Raw genomic sequence first — 20,379 nt, forward strand, 5'->3', positions numbered from 1 at the left:
TTTCAGGAGCCAATTTATTTATTTTATATATAAATTTCGATATAATTCGACAGTTTTTTCATGGTGGTTGTGATACTGTAATCCTAATAAAAATTAGGATTAGGGGTTGAAGCATAATATGTCGATAAGGGATCAAAAATTAATTTACCATCTCACCAGCATTCAAAATTTCGAGTCAATTCTCCAGTCAGGATTATTGCCTAGAAATCAATTAGATAGCTTTATAGATGTTGCAGATGCTGAAATAATTGAGTTTAGAGAAGCGAATTCAATTACTGACTATGTTCCGTTTCATTTTTTTTCAAAAAACCCTTTTGATGGTAGGGTGCAAAGAGATAGACCTGATGAAGAATTTATCTATATCACTCTGAAGCGAAGTTATGCTAAAGATAATGGTTTTTTAATAATTCCACAGCACCCCATCTCAATGGAGGAATTTTCGATGTACTCTTATGAAGAAGGGTTTGATGTAATTGATTGGGAAACGATGGATGTTAGAGATTACCATAACACCCTATGTAAAAATATCTGTATGGCAGAGTGTGTTTCACCATCTCTAATTGATTCGAGTGACTTTCATTGCATTTTTGTGAAAAATGCAGATCAAAAGAAGATCATAACAGATCTATCCTCAAAGTATTATGATAAGATCCCTTACATGGTTACTGTTAATTCAAATATGTTTTTAGGCTGAGGAATGTTTGAAATTAAGTTATAAGTGTGAAGCTTTCTAACTAACAATTGTGTATAATTGAGGGTAGCATTGTTGGTTTTTATTTGATGGATGAGTAAGGGACAGAAAAGATACATAAAACTGTTTGTTTTAAGGAAGTGTATCTGTGATAAATTTTGTAAAAGGGAATTTGTTTGATTCTGAAGCGATGGCAATTGTAAATACTGTTAATTGTGTTGGTATTATGGGTAAAGGAATTGCCTATGAAGTGAAGAAACGATATCCTCACGTATTTGATGAATATAAGTTGATGTGTGATAAGAAAGAATTAAAGCCAGGGGTTATGCAAACAGTCCCCACTGAGAGTTTAATTGGAGCTCAATATATTGTTAATTTTCCAACTAAAAAACATTGGAAAGCAAAGTCTAAGATTGAGGATATTGAGCTTGGTTTAGTGGCACTAGTTGAAGAAATAAAAAAATATGATTTTAAATCGATTGCTATACCGCCTTTAGGTTGCGGAAACGGTGGGCTGAATTGGAAAGATGTAAAACCTCTTATATTAGATGCTCTACAAAGTATTGAAAATGTAGATATTTTAGTGTTTGAGCCCGGGAACTATGTAGAAAACTCTGCTGACATTAATAAAAAAAGTATTGAAATGAGTAATGAGAATAAGCCAAGGCTTACTGAAGGTAGAAGGGATTTACTAGCCTTTCTCATCGCATTTACAAAAGAAAATTTTGTTGTTTCCGTGCATGAAATTCATAATTTAGCATTTATAATGCAATCTGCGGGATATTCATTAAATTTGTCGTTTGTTCAATCGATTAATGGTCCCTTCTCTGAAGGTTTGAATCAAGTTTTATCCAAATTGAATGATCACTATTTTAAAGTACTCAGCTTCCCAAATAGATCATCTATTGTTAGAATAAAAGAAAATGAAATGTATAGTACCACTAATGCAGGTGAGCTTCATCAAGAAACTTTTAATAAATTAATGGAAGCCATTAGCGGCTATCGGAGTGAAGCTGGTCTTGAATTATATTCAAAGGTATTGTGGGAACTAATGAACGCAGGCGATCCGAATGACATTGACTTACTCGTGAAAAATGTATTTAATTGGAAAACGGTTAACGAAGCCTTATTTAGGGAAGAAGATGTGAAAAGACTCCATTCTCATTTGATGGATTGTTCCCTTTTTAGTTCACCTAAACTCACTCTGTGAAGGGGAATGCAGGTTCACTGGGTACGTTTTGTTTTCATATCTAATCATTTTTGAGAATGAGTTGGCATGTCTTTTTTATGGGCGTGTTAATGACTATCCTTGGGAAGGCGCTTGAATGGCATGCAAGAAGTCGTCGGTTCGATCCCGATAGTCCCCACCAACCACACAGACAAACAGCAGAGATGCTGTTTTTTCATTTAACGAGTTCACATTTATTGTGATTACTATTTACATTATCATAAGGTGGTGTTTTGGAATGCGAATAAAACTGGAAGATCATTTGATGGCACTTTTTAATGATAAGATTGACGATGTATATGTCGAAACTCATACAGCGCATTTTTCTGTTTGGGAAGCACATCCCATAAAAGTAAATGGTGAAGAATCTACTTGGGATGAGTTTATTTCTATGTTAAACAGTCATTGCGATGAATTAACGGTAAGTGACGGTACTCGATTTGTTAAAGTTGATAAATTATTTGTTGCTGCAGGGTCTTTGGATAGAGTGAAAGTCTTTTTGGATGACAATGTTCCAGAATATATGGACGGCATAATACGAATAGGCTCTGTTATCAGTTATGATGAAAACGACGAGGTTGTAGGAGACCACCAAGACTTAGTTGATAACATGGAATTTCATGATCCCACTGATCTAAGGAAATATGTCTCCAAAAAGCTTGATATTGATATTGATAAGATTGAGATTGTTGAGGAATAGAAAATAGTCGCTTCGTCAGGTCAGTATAGCTTTAAAAGCAATGATAATGAACCTCATGCTAATAGTGCATGAGGTTTCTTTATGCAAAAATCACTTCGGGTGAATGACCTCGGACAGCAGCAGCTGCCGCAGCGATCGTTTGTTTACCCATTCACAAAACAAAGCAAGCAGACCATACCCTTTCCTGATCTGCTTGCTTTTATGATTATTGAGATCGTTTTCCGAAATTCATATTCTCTACCGGACTGTACTTTTGATGCTGATCCCGAATATCAGTACTAAACAGCTCGACGTAATGCCTGACCATGTCCAGCGTGGAATGCCCCAATATTTTCTGCAATGTAAAAATATCTCCGCCATTCATAATGTAGAATTTGGCCATTGTGTGCCGAAAGGTATGGGGTGACACGCGGACGTCTTCAATTCCGGCGGCTTTCCCGTATTCCTGAATATTTTCCTGAATCGTCCGCTTTCCGATTCGCTCATCCTCTACATTAACGAATAGGGCTTTGGAATCCAATTCTCCCCGCTCGGCGATGTATTGTTGCAGTACATTGGCGCATGTTTTCTGGATGGGTACGCGCCGCGCTTTTCTCCCCTTGCCCATACGAATGATGATTTCTCGTTCCTTCAGAAACACATCGCCGAGTTCCAACGCGATGCATTCGCTAATCCGCATGCCGGTTTCAAGCAATACCATCATAATGGTGTAATCCCGAAGACCGGTAAAGGATTTGCGATCGGGCTGCTCCAGTAGGTCCAGCACTTGTTCCTTTGTCAATGTCTGAATCATTTTCTTTTCCGCTACAATTAAACGCAGTTGATCGAAAATGGGTTGCTTTATAATGTGTTCTTCATACAGGAAACGGAAGAAGGTTTTGCAGGCTCTGATTCGGTTGTTGATCGTATAGCTGGCAAGGCCGGAATCCAGCATATACCCGATATAATGCTCTTTGATGTTCCGGGCCGTCATCTTTGACAAGTCGATCGCCATGTTTTGTTTTTGAAAGGTTCTTTCGAAGTGCCTCAGAGCCTCCTGATAAAATTCGATCGTGCGCGGCGACAAATTCAAGGAACGTTTATGCAAAAAATACGCTTTGACGGCTTGCTCGAAACTGACCATCTTTTGAGGAAGATCCTCTTTGGTGACGGGGGTGGCGGACTGCAGTACGTTGTTCCGGCGTCTCATGTCTCCACCTCCAAATCGGTCTCGGCCTTAGAAAAGAGACTTTCGATCGGGCTGGCTTTCTTAAGTTGGTCATGTAAATCTTGATTGAAAAGATCAACGTATCTTTTCGTCATTTCAATATTGGTATGGCCGAGAATATGCATCAGGGAGAAGGCATCGCCCCCGTTCAACAAGTAGGATTTGGCCATCGTATGCCGGAACGTATGGGCAGATCCCCGAGTGCCTTGAATGTGGGCAGCTTTACAATGATCAATAATAAGTTTTTTGATGGCTCCGTGAAGAAGCGGGGTGTTTTTGAGTGTGACCCAGCAATCGTCAAATGGATGTTCTCCCCGTTCTTGAAGGTAGCGGAGGAGTTGGTATTGGCACGTTTGTTGAATGAATACGATGCGGGGTTTGCGCCCCTTGCCGGATGGAATCCGGATCGTCCCTTCTGCCAAATCAATATCGGATACCTGCATGCGGGATAATTCCATTAAGCGCATACCGGTTTCCAAAAGGATCAGCATCATTGTGTAGTCACGAAAACCGGTGAAGGTTTTTCGATCGGGTTGATTTAGAATCGCTTCAACTTGTTCCGCCGAAAAAGTGAAAATTGCACGATTCGTAGCTTTGATTAATTTGAAGTTCTCAGCAAGGTTGGCGGAAAGGTAGCCGTCTCGAAAGAGGAATTTAAAAAAGACTTTGCATGTACTGATGCGCCCGCGGATGGTTGCAGAAGCTAAATTTCGATCCAGCATGTAGTTCATATAGCGATTGCTTAAATCGAAAGGGGTTAGTTCTGAAAAAGTCAGTTTGTTTTCATTCAAAAATTTTTCGAACGTACGCAGGCTGAACAAGTGGGACGAATAGGCGGAATGCGTCAGATTGCGAAGTTTGCAATCTTGAAGGAATAAACGGGCAGCCTCAGAAAATGTTAAAACGGGTACATTTGACATGGACACAACATCCTTCCTCCTGAAATGTTTGGCGAGGGAAATGTTGTGCGCGGCTGGAGCCAATTGTCGCGCTAATGTTTGGGATGTATGAGCGCGCTAAAAACGATCGAAAATGAGGTATTTTTTCGTCGTTGGAACAAATTTGGAAAGTCCCTGAAATCCCTTGTCCCATAAGGGATTTCGGGAGGTGCGCTTTTCTTGTTCCCCTCCTGTTCGGCACACCAATTTCAGGTTCCAGTGGTAGCAATACCGTGGAGGTTCGAGTCCTCTCGACCGCACCATATTTACAAATAACTGGCTTCTGAACTTGTCCTTGCGACGGTTCAGGAGCTTTTTGTTTGTCCGGGATTTGCGGCGTGTTACTCATGACCTGTGCCGACGAAATTTTGAGCTATAGTCCAAATATGCATAGATGTTAGCCGTTGTGGAGTAATGGTTATGCCCCAGCCATTCTTGAACTTCTTTCATGCCAAAGCCATTAGCCAGCAGCAAGCTGGCGCAACTGTAGCGAAGATCATGGAATAATTCAGAACGATATAATAAGTCCTAATAAGTCCCTTTCTTCTCTTGCAGGTGGCCTGCTACCATTTTGTATCCCTCCCAGGATAGCAGCCCTGGCTCCCTACCTTCGACACTTTAATTATAACAACGGAATCAAAGAGGGTTCAAAGCTGTAAAGTGTCATGATCGCGTGGAGTGCCAAGGGCGCTCTACGCTGAAATACAAGGGGGCGTCATATCCGACTTGATGGGCCAGATCGTTGATCAATAAGCTTGGGTGGCTTTGAATAAATTCTTTCGCTCGCTCGATGCGCAAATAAGTCAAATACTCTACAAACGACATCCCTTTGAAATTCCTGAATAGTTTGCTTAGTTTGGATTGGGAAAATCCAAAGGCGGTGCTTAAGTCGGAAAGGTTATGTTTGTCTTTGAGATTGTTTTTCAAATGGATGATGACGGCATTTAATTGGTCTTCATCCGTTATAACGGTCATAGGCGCTTTCGGAAGAAAGTGACGCGAGATACACTCCCAGTATTCCGCCTTCAACTCTTCATAGCTCCCGGAACTTCGCACGATCGCTTCCGTTTTCTTTTCAAATTGCAAGCTGTCAGACCCCGGCGAGTATAGATAGAATTGTTCCAAGAAGAGATTCATCGTTTTGAGGAGATGCTCTACCAAGGAAAGTGGAAGATTTTCCGTCTGCCAACCAAGAGTCAGTCGAGTGAACTCTTGAATGGGCGAGGAACGGCGTTGCCGACACTGTACAGCTCGGCATTGTATCGGGAAGAAGCGCGTATAAGCTTGCGCCTAAGGATTACATGACCCGCGCCGAAGCTGCAGCGATAATTCAGCGTTTGCTGAAGCAATCGGGATTGATCTAGACAGTAATGTGATCGGCTGCGGTAGCGCCATTAGTTCTTTCTCACAACTGCCATCGTCAGATACAAGCCGGACATGTTGTTTTCAATGACGGCACGTGGCAGTCGGCTGCTTGAGCATTTGACTCCCCCGTTGTTCGAACCGCTGGGGATACACAAGCCAATACGGGAAAGCTGCCCCTCGAACGTTCATGCAGGCGGTTGGGTACTGCGGCTGAAGACGGATGGCGGAGGACGGAGGACATTGCCCATTTCGGTCAATTGTATCTGCAGCAGTGAATTGGGGAAAACCGGCGGATTTTGTCCGAAGAATGGGCTATGAACGCGGTAGTCAAGCAAATCGATTCCAAACCGTACAACCCGAAGGATACGGTGTCGGACAGCAACGAATGATATGCGGGTTGGGGCATTGGGTTGAAAGCAGCTTTATGCTTGCGGGAGAAGCGGTGGCGGCAAGCGGGGTATGAATCAAAAAGGATTCGGTCGGCGGCGCCATGGGCTGGTCGAGCAACTCATCGCTGACCGTGAACCATACGGAGTCGCTCACCCTGGATATGGGCAGCGTCAAGTCGCTCGGCCGGGTCGAGCTGTACCCGAGGAACGATGGAGTCAATACGGGTTACGGCTTCCCGGTCAACTTCACGATTCAAGTCTCGACGGACGGATCGGCCTTGACGACGGTCGTGACGCGGACGGGATATGCGCTTCCGGGCAACGCCGCGCAGAGCTTTACGTTTGCTCCGCAGGGGGCGCGATACGTGAAGATCGAAGGAACGAGCCTGAGGCAGAACTCGAACGACGGCAACCTGTATCGCATGCAGTTGGCGGAGGCGTTCGTCTACTGAACGCGGAATCTATAAGACTTCATAAAGGTAGAGCTGCGTGTGAGCAGCAGCATCCAGGTCGAGGCATTCCCCGGCGGGCGCAAGCCAGCCTACTGCGGCCGGCTAGCATGAATGGCTGCCGGACAGCTTGCACCCGGTATTACCTCTCATTCGATGTAACGCTGCAGCTCCACCAGGAACACGCTGCCCCCGTCGGGGCTGCTCTCCGCCCTTATGCTGCCGCGGAGCGTATCTACAAGCTCCCTGGCAATAGCCAGGCCAAGCCCGTGGCCTCCGGCTTCCCGTGACCTCGACTGGTCGGGGCGATAGAACCGCTCGAAGATCCGGCTCAGGTCTTCTGCGGGAATGCCCATGCCCGTATCATGAACCTCCAGCAGCAGCCAGGGTCGGCTATTCTTCTGAAGGGTCGCGGCTCGCAGCATTACACGGCCGCCAGCAGGCGTGAACTTGATCGCATTCTCCAGCAGAATGACCAGGAGCTGCACCAGCTTCTCCTGATCCTGCTTCACTGGCAGCTCCGCCGGAGCATCAAGCGTAAGCTGGAGCTGCTGCGCCGCGGCCAGCGCACGCAGGCCGGAGAGCGTATGGGCCGCTACCTGCGCGAGATCAAAGCTGCGGGGAGTCAGGGTCAGCAGCCCGGCATCGCTGCGGGCAAGCAGCAGCAGATCACGCGTCAGCGCGATCATCCGCCGCACCTCCGAATGCATCCCGTCCAGCACATGACGGGTGAAGGGCTGTTCATTGATTCTGTCCTCCAGCTTCAGCGTTTCGATGGAGGTCAGCATCACGCTCAGCGGCGTGCGCAGCTCATGCGAGGCGTCTGCCGCAAAATGCTTCTGCCGGTCATACGCCTTGCGGACCGGAAGCATGGCCTGGCGCGCCATTACCCGGCTGAAGATGGCAGCCAGCAGGATGAACGCCGCGGCGATGGCCGCCAGCACGCCGAGCAGCCAGCGGAATAGCTGCTGCTGGAAGGTGACGTCCTTGCCGGCATACAGAATACCGGCAGGCTGTCCCATCCGCTCAATGGTCCGGCTGCCGACCAGATAAGCGGCAGGCTGGCGCGCTTCAGGGTCCCCTCTGTTGTGCCGCAGATCAGCCCTTTGCTCCAGTTGTACTATTGTAAGTCCGCTCTCGGCTCCGTCCGCCCGGGCTTCCGCAAGGCTCAGCACCTGCTCCTGCAGTCCAGGCTGGATCTCGCCGCTGCCCAGCAGAGCGCCTCCGGCATCCAGAATAACATAGAAGGCCTGATCTGCACTGAGCGTAAACGCCTGGCTTCCCGGTCCCTGATACTTGCCTTGCAGTAGCTCGACATACATGGGCCCTTGCAGCTGCTTGACCTGGGCATCCAGCAGCAGGTTGAGCCGTTCCTTCTGGTTGTTCCAGATCAGAAAATAGAGGAGCAGGTAGATGATCAGGAAGGACAGCAGCAAAAACACGCTCATGACTGCACTGTAGCGGAGGGTAAGGCGCTTCTGGGTGTGCCGGAACAGATCCTTGCCGGAGCGTCCGCCTTCGGGACGGAGGTCTCTATCCTTCAAACGTATACCCCACTCCCCGGATGCTGTGGATGTATTGCTGTTCTTCGTCCAGGAGGGCCAGCTTCTTGCGGAGCAGCTTGACCGTAGCATCTATGGTCTTGAGCGTAACCTCGGACTCCATCCCCCAGATCCGGTCCAGGATCACCTCGCGGGTCAACACGGTTCCCTGATTTTTCAGGAGCAGATCCAGTAGCTGATACTCTCTGGGCGTGAGCTGCACCTCCTGCTCTCCTGCCAGCATGCGATGGCTGTTCCGGTGCAGCACCACAAGCTCGCCGATCCGGCAGATTTCATTCTCCAACGGGAGGAACGTCCTTCTGCCCAAAGCCCTCAGCCGCGCCAACAATTCGTCAATCTCAAACGGCTTCACCAGATAATCATCCGCTCCCGCATCCAGACCGCGAATCCGATCCTCCAGCGAGTCTCTGGCCGTTAACATCAGGATCGCCCCCGCATACCCGTCCTCGCGCAGTTGCCGGCACACCTCCCGGCCATCCCGCTCCGGAAGCATCCAGTCCAGCACCAGCACATCATAAGCGGAGACACTGGCGAGATCGTACGCCTCTTCCCCGGATGTCGTCCATTCCACCGTATAGCCCGCTTTTTTCTTAAGCATATGTGCGATCAGCTCACCCAGACGGGTGTCATCTTCTGCCAGCAAGATCTTCAAGTGGCCGCCCTCTCCCCTTCATCCGTTGCCTGGTCCCGGACACGCCTAATCACTCCAATACTTCACGATACCATATTCCTGTGAAAAACAGGTGAAAAAGCAGCTTCCTGCATTTCTCCGTTTTTTCACCCGGAGCGTATAGAGTAAATGGCAAGCCACACATTACCCCCCTAGCGGGAAAGGATGATCCAAAGATGATTTCAACACGCAAACTGCTCAGTTCCAAAACAAACAAACTGCTTGCAGGCACCTTGGCAGCGACGCTCACCCTCGGCATGGGCGGACTGACCGCCTTCGCCGCCGCCTCCACTTCGTCTGCAGACGTTCAGACGGTCCAGTCCTCTGCCAGCGCTCCGTCCCCGCTGCCCCCGGCGCCGGGAGCAGAATTGCCGCCTGCGGGCTCCGAGCCGATCGCACCGCTGGCCGGTCCAGCGGGCATCGGCCCCGGCCTTGAGGGCATCGACAGCACCGAGCTGCTCAGCACGCTTGGTCTGTCAGCCACCGAGCTGCGCACCGCTCTTGAGGCAGGCAATTCCCTCAGCTCGATTGCCAAAGGGCAGCAGGTGGACCCGCAGAAGCTGATCCAGCTGGCCGCAAGCGGACTGCAGGAGCGGCTGAGCCAGGAATATGCCGACGGCCGCATCAACGAGAGCGTCTACAAGGACCGGCTGAACGAAGTTTCGAGCCGCGCAGCCGCATGGATCAACCAGACCCGGCCGCAGCCGCCGGTTCCAGGCACAGAGCCAGCAGAGCTGCCGCCGCTGGGCCCTGGTCTGGAGGGGCTGGACCGCTCAGCGCTTGCCGGGCTTGTGGGCTTAGACACTAGCGAGCTTGCAGCGAGCCTGGCCAATGGGCAGTCCTTGGCTGACCTGGCCGGCGCCAATGGCAGCACTGCGAAGGTCGTCGATCTTGTAGAGAAGGCCCTGACGCAGCAATTGAAGGACCGTCTGGCCAGAGGGGACATCTGGACGGATGAGTATACAGCCGAGCTGAAAAATGTCTCCACCCGCGCGACTGATCTGATCGAGCACCAGCACCCGCTGCCGCCGCATCTCCAGCAGCAGGCCCAATAAGCGTAAGCGTCAATAGCCCCCGCCTGACGGCGGGGGCTATTTGGGCGCTCACAGAATAAGAAACAGATGGAGAGATGCTTCAAAATCGGGGTTAACGGGGCTATGGCCGGTCCTCCAGAATCGCTCGCTGATAGTCGCCGGGCGTTGGATTGGAGTATTGCTTGAACACAGCATGAAAATGCTTGGCGTTCGCATACCCGCAGGCTTCGGCAATGGCTGAAATTTTCATATTCGGATGAAAATAGAGCTGACTTGCGGCATACTCCATCCTGAGCTTGGTCAGGTACTTGACGAAAGAAATGCCTTCCGATTCCCTGAACAAGGTGCTCAAATAATTCGGTGAAAGTCCCAGTAAAGCGAAAACCTGCGCCAAGCCGATCGATTGGTTGAAATTTTCTTTAATATAGCGTTTGCAGAACGCAATATAATCCTGCGCTTGCGCAAGCTCCGCTTGCTGGGGCACATCCGGACGATATAAATTTTCGAGCGTTTTGAGAACGGCATTTGCCGCAATCAATTTAAGCGGAGCTCGCGGAGAATCCAAAGACATGATCAGATCGCCGCACGCATCCGAGAGCCGCATGGAGGAGACAGAACCGAAAGAGTCTGCCGAATACAAGTGGCAATAGAGCGTGCAGACAAAGCGGCATAGCTCGTCCCGACGTGATCCGGGCAAAGCTCGAGCAATTCGTCAACCTTTATTTGCAGCTCCGGCCTGTTGAAGGCATGTCCGATTTTAATCAGATCCTCCAGCAGCGAATGGAGCCGATGCGTTAATTCGCAGGCGTCGGAGCTGTAAAAATAGATGCTGCTTCGATTGTGCAGCAGTTTCTGAAAGCTCTGCCTGTTCCGGTACTTTATGCGCGTCAAAATCAAATGCAATAATAGCCTTGTAGTATTTGTACGATAATTTCTGATGCAATTGCTCCAGCTTGTCCGGAGGGATCCCGCCAACCTGAATCGCGCACGTTAAAGGGAACTGAGCGGAATTCATGTCCCTTTAGCGGATCCAGTGGTAGCAATACGTGGAGGTTCGAGTCCTCTCGACCGCACCATATTTACAAATAACTGGCTTCTGAACTTGTCCTTGCGACGGTTCAGGAGCTTTTTGTTTGTTCGGGATTTGCAAGGTATTGCTCATGACCTGCGCAGATGAAATTTTAGGTGCACACTTATTGTGCATGAAGCACAGGTGCGGCGGTTCAGTCGGGGGCTACTGTCGTGCAGATGCACACTTATTGTGCATGAAGCGCGGGTGCGGTGGCTTCGGCGGGACTACTGGCGTGCAAGGTGCACATTTATTGTGCATGAAGCGCGGGTGCGGTGGCTTCGGCGGGACTACTGTCGTGTAAGGTGCACACTTATTGTGCATGAAGCGCGGATATGGCGGTTCGGGCGGGACTACTGTCGTGTAAGGTGCACACTTATTGTGCATGAAGCGCGGGTGCGGCGGCTTCGGCGGGACTACTGTCGTGCAGGTGCACACTTATTGTGCATGAAGCGCGGGTGTGGCGGTTTGGGCGGGACTACTGTCGCGCAGGTGCACACTTATTGTGCATAAAGCGCGGGTGCGGCGGCCCGGGTGGGACTACTGTCGTGCAGTTGCACAATTATTGTGCATGAAGCGCGGGTGCGGCGGTTCGGGCGGGACTACTGTCGTGCAGGTGCACACTTATTGTGCATAAAGCGCGGGTGTGGCGGTTTGGGCGGGACTACTGTCGTGCAGGTGCACATTTATTGTGCATGAAGCGCGGGTGCGGCGGTTCGGGCGGGACTCCTGTCGTGCAGGTGCACATTTATTGTGTATAAAGCGCGGGTGTGGCGGTTTGGGCGGGACTCCTGTCGTGCAGGTGCACACTTATTGTGCATGAAGCGCGGGTGTGGCGGTTTGGGTGGGACTCCTGTCGTGCAAGGTGCACATTTATTGTGCATGAAGCGTGGGTGTGGCGGTTCGGGCGGGACTACTGGCATTCGAATACAGAGAGTAATCAGGTTGTGGCGAGCGACATAGCGGCATTTTTTTGCGCGTAATCCTTAACAATCTATGAGAGTAGGGGAGTCTCTCGAAGCCGCATTCGGCTGCGATCCAAGCGACATGGTTGCCCGTTTCAAGCAGCCTCTGCTTGGCTTAGACAATGCGCTTGGCAGCGATAAATCCGGTGACGTTCATACCGGTCATCTGCTTGAATACCCGGCTGAAGTATCGGCTTCATCCGCTTGGCCTCTGCAATCGGCGATTTGTTTTCAAAATATCAAAAAGGGATATAAAAATGCAAGCTCAAGCGATTTAAGGCTTCTTTTTGAATGCTATTATGGTGCAAGGATGTCTGAAACTCATCAATTGAAAGGGGAGATGCCAGATGAGAATCGATGCTCATCAGCATTACTGGCGCATTGAGAGGGGCGATTACGGCTGGATCGGGCCGGAGATTCCAGTCCTGTACCGGGATTACCTGCCGTCCGATCTCCAGCCACATATGGAAGCGCATCGACTGGACGGCTCTATCGTGGTGCAAGCGGCCCCGACGCCCGAGGAGACGGACTTTATTCTGTCGCTGGCCGACAAGCATGATTCTATTAAAGGCGTCGTCGGTTTTCTTGATCTGGAGGACGATGGGCATGGGGCACATTTCGAACGATTCGTCCGTCATCCCAAATTCGTCGGCTTTCGCATCATGATTCAGGACATGCCTGACGCCGGCGCGATTCTCTCGGATACGTATATCGAAGCTTTGCGGAGCTATGAGAAAAGGGGTGTCGCCGTCGACCTGCTCGTTAAGTCCGATCAACTCGACCCGGTGATCGAATTGATGAAGCGGGTGCCGGGCCTGCGCGGCGTGATCGATCATATCGCCAAGCCACGCATCGCCATGGGCACGATGGAGCCGTGGGCGAGCCAGATCAAGCAGCTCTCCGCGTATCCAAACCTGTATTGCAAGCTGTCCGGTATGGTCACCGAAGCGGATCATACGGATTGGCACGCGGAGCAGTTCGTTCCCTACATAAGGCATGTGTTGGATTGCTTTGGCCAGGACCGGGTCATGTTCGGCAGCGATTGGCCGGTCTGCTTGCTGGCGGCCGGCTACGACGAGGTCGTAGACATTGTTAAGCGCGCGCTGCCGGATGCTTGGGGGGAAGCGGAGAAGGAAAAGCTTTTCGGCAACAATGCGAAAGTATTTTACCGGCTATGATCGGGTTGAACAGAGGTGATGTTGAAAAGTGAGATACCGCAAATAAGGGCAAACGGGGCTCGGCGTCCCGTGACCGGATCATCGCAAGCGTGGACGAGAGCCTCGCGCGATTGAACGTGAATGAGATCGATATCTTATAGTTGCACAACATCCCATTCGTGCCGGCGGACGTCATTGTCCATGAAGCGGTCTGCTCGGCCAGCGGCCCTTTCTGGAAGCGCCGGCACCGGACTGGTCGACGCTTCGCCGTTGTCGATGGGTCGCCTCGGAACCATGGTCAATAAAGTAAATAATGGCGGAAAAGATATTGCACTGCAAACGGATAGCAGCCAGACGGGAGCTTCACATATAATTTGCAGTCCGCTACAGGATGGAATGGATTCCAAGCGTTCCAAATCATTGTGTATGTTTCTTTTCAATGAGTAGACGAGCCGACCATTAGCTTAAACTTCAGAACAGGGGTTGACGGTTCCATACGCACAAACTATTATAATTAATAAAGTTAGTTAATTAATTGAGAAATCAGAGGTGGTGGCTATGCGGACGTTCATCGAAGCTGATTACGAGTCTTTGTCGGAGAGGGCGAGCGCGTTGATCGCGAAGTGCGTGTCGGACAAGCCGGACGCTGTGTTGTGCCTGGCAGCGGGCGCTACGCCGGTAGGCGTCTTCCGCAAGCTGGTCGCGATGGCGAGAGCGGGTCAGGTCGACTTGTCGCAATGCCGCTTCGTCGGACTGGATGAATGGGCCGGACTTGGGCGCCAGGACGAAGGCAGTTGTAAGCGATTACTGTATGAAGAGATTTTCGAGCCGCTGCACATTCCCGAATCGCATATCTTTTTTTTCGATGCTTGCTCGGAGGATCTGGCCGGGGAGTGCCGGACCATGAACGAGCGAATCCGGACGCTTGGCGGCATCGACCTGATGCTCGTAGGCGCAGGCATGAACGGGCACATCGGATTCAACGAACCGGGCACTTCGTTCGACACGTATGCGCATGTGGCGAATCTGGACGATGTCACTCAGCAGGTAGGCCAGAAGTATTTCTCCAAGCCGATGAGGCTCAAGGCCGGCATCACGCTTGGCTTGAAGCATCTCGCCGAGTCGGGGGCCGCAGTTCTGATGGTGAACGGCTCCCACAAAGCCGATATCGTAGAACGCATCGTTAACGAGGAGATTAACGAGCAATTGCCGGCGAGCCTCGTTCGGAAGCATCCGAACGGCTATTTGTTGCTGGACAGCGAGGCGGCAATCAAGGTAAGGGAGGACTGAAGGAAGCTTGCAGTCAATAACCGAACACATCGCGCTCAAGTATCGCAACGCAGAACAGTTCGGGGTCATGCTCGGATTTGACGGTTTTATCGACAGCGTCGTTCGTGCGGTGCGGCAGCGCGACGAGGCGGATCGTCCTCAATATTTTGAGACGATGAGCGAGTTGGGGCAATATCTGATTGAGAAGAGCGGCAGGAACTGCTCGATCGAACTGGTAGAGCAGACCAACAAGCTTGGCGGCAACATGCCGATCACGGCGCTCGCATTGGGGAAGCTCGGCTTCCGGCTCACGAGCATCGGAGCGTTGGGCAGCCAGGAGGTGAAGCCGCAATTCGCGGGATTGACCGGGAAGGGCAACGAAGCAATAACGTTAATGGAGCCAGGATTGTCGACGGCAATCGAATTCCGGGACGGCAAGGTCATGCTGGCCGACGTCAGTTGCCTGGACTCCATGAATTGGACGCGATTGGTTGAGTGCGTCGGGAAGCAGCGGCTGCTCGCCATGTTCGACAGCAATCCGCTGATTTGCTTGTTGAATTGGAGCGAGACGAAGTATGCCACGGAGATTTGGCAAGGCTTCCTGGAGGAGATTATCCCGAACGCCCGGGCTGCCTCGGAGCAGACGATCTTCATCGACTTGTCCGATTGTTCCAAAAAAAGCGTGGGCGATCTGCGTCAGGCATTCTCGCTTATGAAGGCATTCCAGCGTCATTGCAAAGTCGTGCTCGGCATGAACGAGAACGAATTGGTGACAGTGGGCCGCAAGCTGCTTAATCGGGATGGGCAGGACATGACGAACACGGCGCGGCAACTGTACGAATACGCGGGCGTCGATCAACTGGTCGTGCATCTGAAGGACAGGGCGTTCGCCTGGAGCCGCGACGGATTCTGCCAAGCGGATAGCTATCCCATTGAGCGGCCGGTTATACTTACCGGCGGCGGCGACCACTTTAATGCTGGCTACTGCTCGGGGCAACTGCTCGGACTCGGCATCGAAGAGAGCCTGCAGGTCGGCAACGCCGTGGCCAGCTATTACGTGAAGAGCGGCGCAAGTCCGACACCGGACCAACTTGTTCAACATCTGTCGTATTTCCACACTAAGGGAGGTTATGGAGTATGAACAAAGTAAAAGTGGCTATATTCGGAGCCGGGTTCATCTCGGATTACCATGCAGAGTGCTATCAACGCTTCGTTCCGGAAGCGGAAGTTGTCGCCGTGTATGCCAGAGATGTCGGTAAAGCCAAGCAATTTGCAGACAAGCATCATATTCCTCAGGTTTATTCGGACGTCGATCGGTTGCTTGCCGAATCGGGCTGCGACGTCGTCGACATTTGCCTGCCGAACTTCCTGCACCATAGCGTCTGCATCGCTGCCGCCAACGCGGGCAAGCATGTCATCATAGAGAAGCCGCTATGCGTCACGCTTGAGGAAGCGGACGATATGATCGCGACTTGCAAGGCGAGGAACGTCAAGCTCATGTACGCGGAAGAACTGTGCTTCGCGCCGAAGTACGAACGCGTACGCAAGCTCGTTCAGGACGGGGCCGTAGGCGATATTTATATGCTGAAGCAGGCGGAGAAGCATTCCGGTCCTCACAGCCCTTGGTTCTACGACATGAACCTGGCCGGCGGCGGCGTTGTGATGGACATGGGCTGCCATGCCATCCAATGGTTCCGTTGGATGCTCGGCGGGAACCCGGTCGTGAAGAGCGTGAAGGCGCATATGCAGACCGTGCTGCATGGCGAGATCACGCAAGGCGAGGATAACGCCGTCATCCTCATCGAATTCGAGGGAGGCGTGCTCGGCGTGGCGGAAGACAGTTGGGCCAAGCACGGCGGGATGGACGACAAGATCGAGGTTTACGGTACGAAGGGCGTCAGCTATGCGGATATGGTGTTCGGCAACTCGGCGTTGACCTATAGCGTCGACGGGTACGACTATGCGACGGAGAAGGCGGGGACGACGAAGGGCTGGACGTTTACGATTTACGAGGAAGCGTTTAATTACGGCTATCCCCAGGAGCTGAAGCACTTCATCGAATGTATTGCCGAAGACAAGACGCCTCTGGTTACGGGAGAAGACGGCAGGGCCGTCCTTGAGATCATCTATGCCGCCTACGAATCCGCCAGAACGGGCAACAAGGTAGAGCTTCCGTTCCGTCCTCAAGTGAAGAGACCGATCGATCTCTGGCACGGTGTATAACATCAAGCCCGGAATCGGCGGCCGATCCGGGAGCCGGTCCGGGAGCCAGCCTCGCGTGTCATTGACGGGGCGCGGCTCGTCCCCCTATATTGGTTAATAAGCTTACTTAACTAATGAATAGAGGGAATTACATGGCAAGCTTCATTCAGACCCATCTTAAAGATATGAATCGCAAAACGGTATTCGACCTGCTATCCTCCGTCGATACGATCTCCAGAGCCGAGATCAGCAGGAGGACGGGGATCAGCTCTCCTACCGTTATCAAGATTGTCAGCTATTTGCAGGAGAAAGGCTTCGTGATCGAATTGGGCGAAGGCAGCATCTCCACGGCGGGCAGGAAACCTCAGTTGATCCGGTTCAACCCGGATGCCGCATGGTCGATCGGCGTCATCTATGAAGGCGACTATCTCCATGTCGGATTCGTCGATCTGAACGGGGATATCAAGCATCTGAAGAGCTTCAAGGCAGCCCCCAACCTGGACGAGATGATCGGACTCCGTCTGCCCGTTATTCTTAACGCTTTTATCGAGGAGTTCGGCGTATCCAGGCACAAGCTTCTCGGCGTCGGCATCGGCATCCCCGGCATCGTCGACCCGGACACGGCACAGATCGAGTTCGCCGCGCCGATCGTCGGCGTCGAGGGAAGAAGGGATTGCAGCAGCCTGATCGATCGGCTGAGCGACCAGGTCGGATTGCCCGTATCGATCGACAACGATGTCAAGTCGGCCGCATGGGGCGAATACATCACGCGCGGCGGAGACGCCCTGCAGGATCTGCTGTACGTATCGCTCGGCTCCGGCATTGGCGCGGGCATTATTCTCGACGGTCAGATCCGTCGCGGCAAGCATAGCTTGGCCGGCGAGATCGCCTTCACCTCCTTCGATCCGAACTTCCGGATGTCCAAGACGGAAGTGGGCTGGATCGAAGGCAGGGTCGGCATCCATCCGTTGATCGGCAAGTGGAGTTTCCTGGCAGACATCCTGAACGACGGACAGGTCGGCAGCTACCCGGCGACGCATCGCGAGTCTTACGAAGAGATGCTCGATTACATCGCTTCGCAATTGGCGCTGTGCCTCTCCAATCTGGTCGCCGCGCTCGACATTACTGACGTTGTGCTCGGCGGCGTGACCGTTAACGTGCTTGGAGAGGCATTGTTGGACCGGGTCAATGCGTACCTGGAGCGTCTGTGCGTCATCGATGTCCGCTGCACCCTGCAGCAGAGCAGGGAGCCCGGCGTCGTAGGCGTAGCGGCTATGGCGACCAATCGGCGGCTTAAGGAATGGCTCGAAGGCTGAGCCGCACCAAGTCCAGCATACAAGTCCAGCATACAAGTCCAGCATATATGAAGCGAGGAGAGAAACGGGATGAAATGGGCGTTTATGACGGCCAACTACGTGGCGAAGGAAGTTGGCTACAAAGATGTGACCGATTGGTTCAAGGATTGGGGCCGATGCACGGAGGCGACGTTCCGGAGCTTCCAGGGCAGTCAATTCGAGCATAAATTCGAGTCGCTCATCAGCGGCATCAAAGATAACGGGTTCGATGCGATCGAGCTATGGGTGGGACATTTAAATCCGACGACCGCAACGGACGATATGGTGCGCCAGGCATGCGATCTGCTCGACAAGTACGAGCTGTCCGTCGTGTCCTATACCGCTTCGTTCATGGCGCCGAACATGACGGTCCAGGAGGGCGCTCGCAAATTCGAGATCGCCCGCGCGCTCGGCGCTCCGCTGCTCGCGAGCAGCTTTAATGTCTCGAACGCGGAGCTGATTGTCGAGCTGGCGCAGCGATACGGCATTTTCTTCGGGCTGGAAAATCATACGGAGCGCAACGCGGAAGAGATTATCGAAAAAATTGCCCCGTATTCGCCCTGGATCGGGGCCACGCTGGACACCGGATGGTTCGGCACGAACGGCTGCGATGTGCGCGCTGCCGTCCGCGAGCTTGCGCCGTATTTGAAGCATGTTCACCTGAAAGACGTCCTCGCCGCAGGCGCGCACGACTCGTGCGGCTTGGGCGAAGGCGTCGTCGACATCGCGGGGACGCTGCGCGAGCTGCATGCGATCGGCTACCAAGGCGCTCTGACGCTGGAGCACGAGCCGTACGATCACGATCCGATGCCGGCCGTGGCCCGCAGCCTCCAGCTCGTCAAGCGACAGTGGAGCGAACTTCAAGCGCAGGAGGAACAACAATGAGCCTTCGAATCGGAATTATCGGAGCCGGCGCCATCGGCCAAATCCACGTCGCAACGTTCAAGCAGGTGGACGACGCCGTAGTCGCAGGCATTGCCGACGCTCATCTGCCGCTCGCGCAGAAGGCTGCCGCCCAGTTGGGCATCGAACGCGTCTTCGACTCGGCCGAGCAGATGATCGCGAGCGACGAGATCGACGCCGTAGTCGTAGGCGTCCCCAACAAATGGCATGCCGATCTGGCCATTCAGGCGCTTGAAGCCGGCAAGCATGTGCTGCTCGAGAAGCCGATGGGCATCAATGCGGAGGCGGCCGCCCGTATTCAGGAGGCGCATCGCAAGTCCGGCAAGACGCTGATGATTGCCCATCAGCTTAGATGGGTGTGGCCGGTGAGGCAAATCAAGAAGCTGATCGAGGAAGGCAAGCTGGGCACGATCTACTATGTCAAAGCCAACTGGCTGCGCCGCAAAAATATTCCCGGCTGGGGCTCGTGGTTTACGCGGATGGAGGATTCCGGCGGCGGACCGCTCATTGATGTCGGCATCCATCTGCTCGATCTGGCGTTGTATCTGATGGGCAATCCGACGCCGGCGAGCGTATCGGGCTCTACCTATGCGAACTTCGGCCCCCGCAAGCTCGGCATCGGCAACTGGGGAACCCACAACTGGGACGGCTTCTTCGACGTGGAGGACCTCGCTACGGCGTTCGTGAAGATGGACAACGGCGCTACGCTGTTGTTTGACGTGAGCTGGGCCAGTCATAACGGCAACGAGGACGGCATGCTGCTGCAGCTTATGGGAACCGAAGGCGGGGCCACGATCAAGCTGGATTCCGGCACGCTGCACGCCGAGCTTTTCGATCGCAAGGTCGATATCGAGATGACGCCTGACGAGAAGATCGACGAGCGGCTGCTGTTAAGCAAGCACTTCGTAGCGTGCGTCCGCGAAGGGAAGGAGCCGCTGGCCTCTGCCGGCACCGGATACCTCAACAATTTGATTATCGACGCCATCTACGAGTCCTCCAGGTCAGGCCGTGAAGTACGGATGGAGAGCTAGGGCAATTACCGCAGGAAAATAGTAAAAAAGTACAGCAGTCCGATTAAAAAGCCGTCGTGGCGTAGGGGAGATACATCTCTGCGCCGCTCCGGCTTGTTTGCGTTGCGCCGAAAAGTAAGAAGTTATACAGCAGATTGCTTTACTTTGACGGTTTTTTCGTTTAGATTTAAGAAAAATGCTTTTAATGCGTAGCAAAAAATAAAACATGCGTCTGGA

The 20,379-nt window shown here is 52.3% G+C and carries 21 protein-coding genes and 1 pseudogene; 14 read left to right on the forward strand and 8 right to left on the reverse strand.

Translation table 11 applies throughout. From position 1 onward, the window contains the following. Window positions 1-118: 118 nt before the first annotated feature. The 3 genes from VQ071_RS17540 to VQ071_RS17550 all read left to right on the forward strand — a co-directional run bounded on the left by VQ071_RS17540 (window position 119) and on the right by VQ071_RS17550 (window position 2,619). Entirely contained in the window at window positions 119-694 is a 576-nt protein-coding gene (locus VQ071_RS17540) for a DarT ssDNA thymidine ADP-ribosyltransferase family protein (protein ID WP_340515406.1), read from the forward strand. Between the two features lie 145 nt (window positions 695-839). Continuing rightward, entirely contained in the window at window positions 840-1,901 is a 1,062-nt protein-coding gene (gene darG / locus VQ071_RS17545; RefSeq protein ID WP_136372662.1) for a type II toxin-antitoxin system antitoxin DNA ADP-ribosyl glycohydrolase DarG, read from the forward strand. 256 nt (window positions 1,902-2,157) lie between these two features. Then, window positions 2,158-2,619 (forward strand): hypothetical protein, encoded by a 462-nt coding sequence (locus tag VQ071_RS17550; protein ID WP_136372663.1) that lies wholly within the window; start codon window positions 2,158-2,160, stop codon window positions 2,617-2,619. 205 nt (window positions 2,620-2,824) lie between these two features. Here VQ071_RS17550 and VQ071_RS17555 read toward each other — a convergent pair whose 3' ends face one another. The 4 genes from VQ071_RS17555 to VQ071_RS17570 form a co-directional block, all read right to left on the reverse strand. Beyond that, the gene (locus VQ071_RS17555) at window positions 2,825-3,808 is read right to left on the reverse strand and encodes a tyrosine-type recombinase/integrase (protein ID WP_340515407.1); all 984 of its coding nucleotides are present in this window, start codon (window positions 3,806-3,808) and stop codon (window positions 2,825-2,827) included. After that, window positions 3,805-4,746: a tyrosine-type recombinase/integrase gene (locus tag VQ071_RS17560; protein ID WP_230986861.1), complete on the reverse strand. Its 942-nt coding sequence runs from the start codon at window positions 4,744-4,746 to the stop codon at window positions 3,805-3,807. Before VQ071_RS17560 ends, VQ071_RS17555 begins: the two co-directional genes overlap by 4 nt. Window positions 4,747-5,109: 363 nt before the next feature. Continuing rightward, complete coding sequence (locus VQ071_RS17565) at window positions 5,110-5,214, reverse strand: hypothetical protein (protein ID WP_340515590.1); 105 nt, start codon at window positions 5,212-5,214, stop codon at window positions 5,110-5,112. Between the two features lie 213 nt (window positions 5,215-5,427). Then, entirely contained in the window at window positions 5,428-5,889 is a 462-nt protein-coding gene (locus VQ071_RS17570) for a helix-turn-helix transcriptional regulator (protein WP_340515408.1), read from the reverse strand. Window positions 5,890-5,993: 104 nt separating this feature from the next. Between VQ071_RS17570 and VQ071_RS17575 the strand changes: the two are divergent. Together VQ071_RS17575 and VQ071_RS17580 are read left to right on the forward strand one after the other, a co-directional pair. Beyond that, window positions 5,994-6,128: pseudogene (locus tag VQ071_RS17575) on the forward strand (S-layer homology domain-containing protein); the annotation flags it as partial. 491 nt (window positions 6,129-6,619) lie between these two features. Next, the gene (locus tag VQ071_RS17580) at window positions 6,620-6,970 is read left to right on the forward strand and encodes a discoidin domain-containing protein (protein ID WP_340515409.1); all 351 of its coding nucleotides are present in this window, start codon (window positions 6,620-6,622) and stop codon (window positions 6,968-6,970) included. A 146-nt stretch (window positions 6,971-7,116) separates the two neighbouring features. Here the strand turns inward: VQ071_RS17580 and VQ071_RS17585 are convergent, their stop codons facing one another. After that, entirely contained in the window at window positions 7,117-8,511 is a 1,395-nt protein-coding gene (locus VQ071_RS17585) for a sensor histidine kinase (protein WP_340515410.1), read from the reverse strand. Continuing rightward, a complete protein-coding gene (locus tag VQ071_RS17590; protein ID WP_340515411.1) occupies window positions 8,501-9,181 on the reverse strand; it encodes a response regulator transcription factor in 681 nt (226 codons plus the stop codon). The genes VQ071_RS17585 and VQ071_RS17590 overlap by 11 nt, the downstream gene beginning before the upstream one ends. A gap of 194 nt (window positions 9,182-9,375) precedes the next feature. Here VQ071_RS17590 and VQ071_RS17595 point away from each other — a divergent pair, with 194 nt between their 5' ends. Next, entirely contained in the window at window positions 9,376-10,254 is an 879-nt protein-coding gene (locus tag VQ071_RS17595; RefSeq protein WP_340515412.1) for a hypothetical protein, read from the forward strand. A gap of 100 nt (window positions 10,255-10,354) precedes the next feature. Here the strand turns inward: VQ071_RS17595 and VQ071_RS17600 are convergent, their stop codons facing one another. Together VQ071_RS17600 and VQ071_RS17605 are read right to left on the reverse strand one after the other, a co-directional pair. Next, window positions 10,355-10,804 (reverse strand): helix-turn-helix transcriptional regulator, encoded by a 450-nt coding sequence (locus VQ071_RS17600; RefSeq protein WP_340515413.1) that lies wholly within the window; start codon window positions 10,802-10,804, stop codon window positions 10,355-10,357. 186 nt (window positions 10,805-10,990) lie between these two features. Next, the gene (locus VQ071_RS17605) at window positions 10,991-11,248 is read right to left on the reverse strand and encodes a hypothetical protein (RefSeq protein ID WP_340515414.1); all 258 of its coding nucleotides are present in this window, start codon (window positions 11,246-11,248) and stop codon (window positions 10,991-10,993) included. A gap of 1,101 nt (window positions 11,249-12,349) precedes the next feature. Here VQ071_RS17605 and VQ071_RS17610 point away from each other — a divergent pair. The 8 genes from VQ071_RS17610 to VQ071_RS17645 all read left to right on the forward strand — a co-directional run bounded on the left by VQ071_RS17610 (window position 12,350) and on the right by VQ071_RS17645 (window position 20,163). Beyond that, window positions 12,350-12,652: a hypothetical protein gene (locus VQ071_RS17610; RefSeq protein WP_340515416.1), complete on the forward strand. Its 303-nt coding sequence runs from the start codon at window positions 12,350-12,352 to the stop codon at window positions 12,650-12,652. Beyond that, window positions 12,615-13,445 carry an amidohydrolase family protein gene (locus VQ071_RS17615; RefSeq protein ID WP_340515417.1) on the forward strand — a complete coding sequence of 277 codons (831 nt, stop codon included), beginning with the start codon at window positions 12,615-12,617 and terminating at the stop codon, window positions 13,443-13,445. The genes VQ071_RS17610 and VQ071_RS17615 overlap by 38 nt, the downstream gene beginning before the upstream one ends. Before the next feature lie 537 nt (window positions 13,446-13,982). Beyond that, on the forward strand, window positions 13,983-14,714 hold the full coding sequence (locus VQ071_RS17620) for a glucosamine-6-phosphate deaminase (RefSeq protein ID WP_340515418.1): 732 nt from the start codon (window positions 13,983-13,985) through the stop codon (window positions 14,712-14,714). Window positions 14,715-14,721: 7 nt separating this feature from the next. Further along, complete coding sequence (locus VQ071_RS17625) at window positions 14,722-15,834, forward strand: PfkB family carbohydrate kinase (protein ID WP_340515419.1); 1,113 nt, start codon at window positions 14,722-14,724, stop codon at window positions 15,832-15,834. Then, window positions 15,831-16,916, forward strand: coding sequence for a Gfo/Idh/MocA family protein (locus VQ071_RS17630; protein WP_340515420.1), 1,086 nt, complete (start codon window positions 15,831-15,833; stop codon window positions 16,914-16,916). The genes VQ071_RS17625 and VQ071_RS17630 overlap by 4 nt, the downstream gene beginning before the upstream one ends. A gap of 131 nt (window positions 16,917-17,047) precedes the next feature. After that, complete coding sequence (locus tag VQ071_RS17635) at window positions 17,048-18,211, forward strand: ROK family transcriptional regulator (RefSeq protein WP_340515421.1); 1,164 nt, start codon at window positions 17,048-17,050, stop codon at window positions 18,209-18,211. A 69-nt stretch (window positions 18,212-18,280) separates the two neighbouring features. Beyond that, on the forward strand, window positions 18,281-19,114 hold the full coding sequence (locus VQ071_RS17640) for a sugar phosphate isomerase/epimerase family protein (protein ID WP_340515422.1): 834 nt from the start codon (window positions 18,281-18,283) through the stop codon (window positions 19,112-19,114). After that, window positions 19,111-20,163, forward strand: coding sequence for a Gfo/Idh/MocA family protein (locus VQ071_RS17645; protein ID WP_340515423.1), 1,053 nt, complete (start codon window positions 19,111-19,113; stop codon window positions 20,161-20,163). Before VQ071_RS17640 ends, VQ071_RS17645 begins: the two co-directional genes overlap by 4 nt. Window positions 20,164-20,379 lie beyond the last annotated feature (216 nt).

It is taken from the genome of Cohnella sp. 56 (genome assembly GCF_037963805.1).
Taxonomy (GTDB): Bacteria; Bacillota; Bacilli; order Paenibacillales; family Paenibacillaceae; genus Cohnella.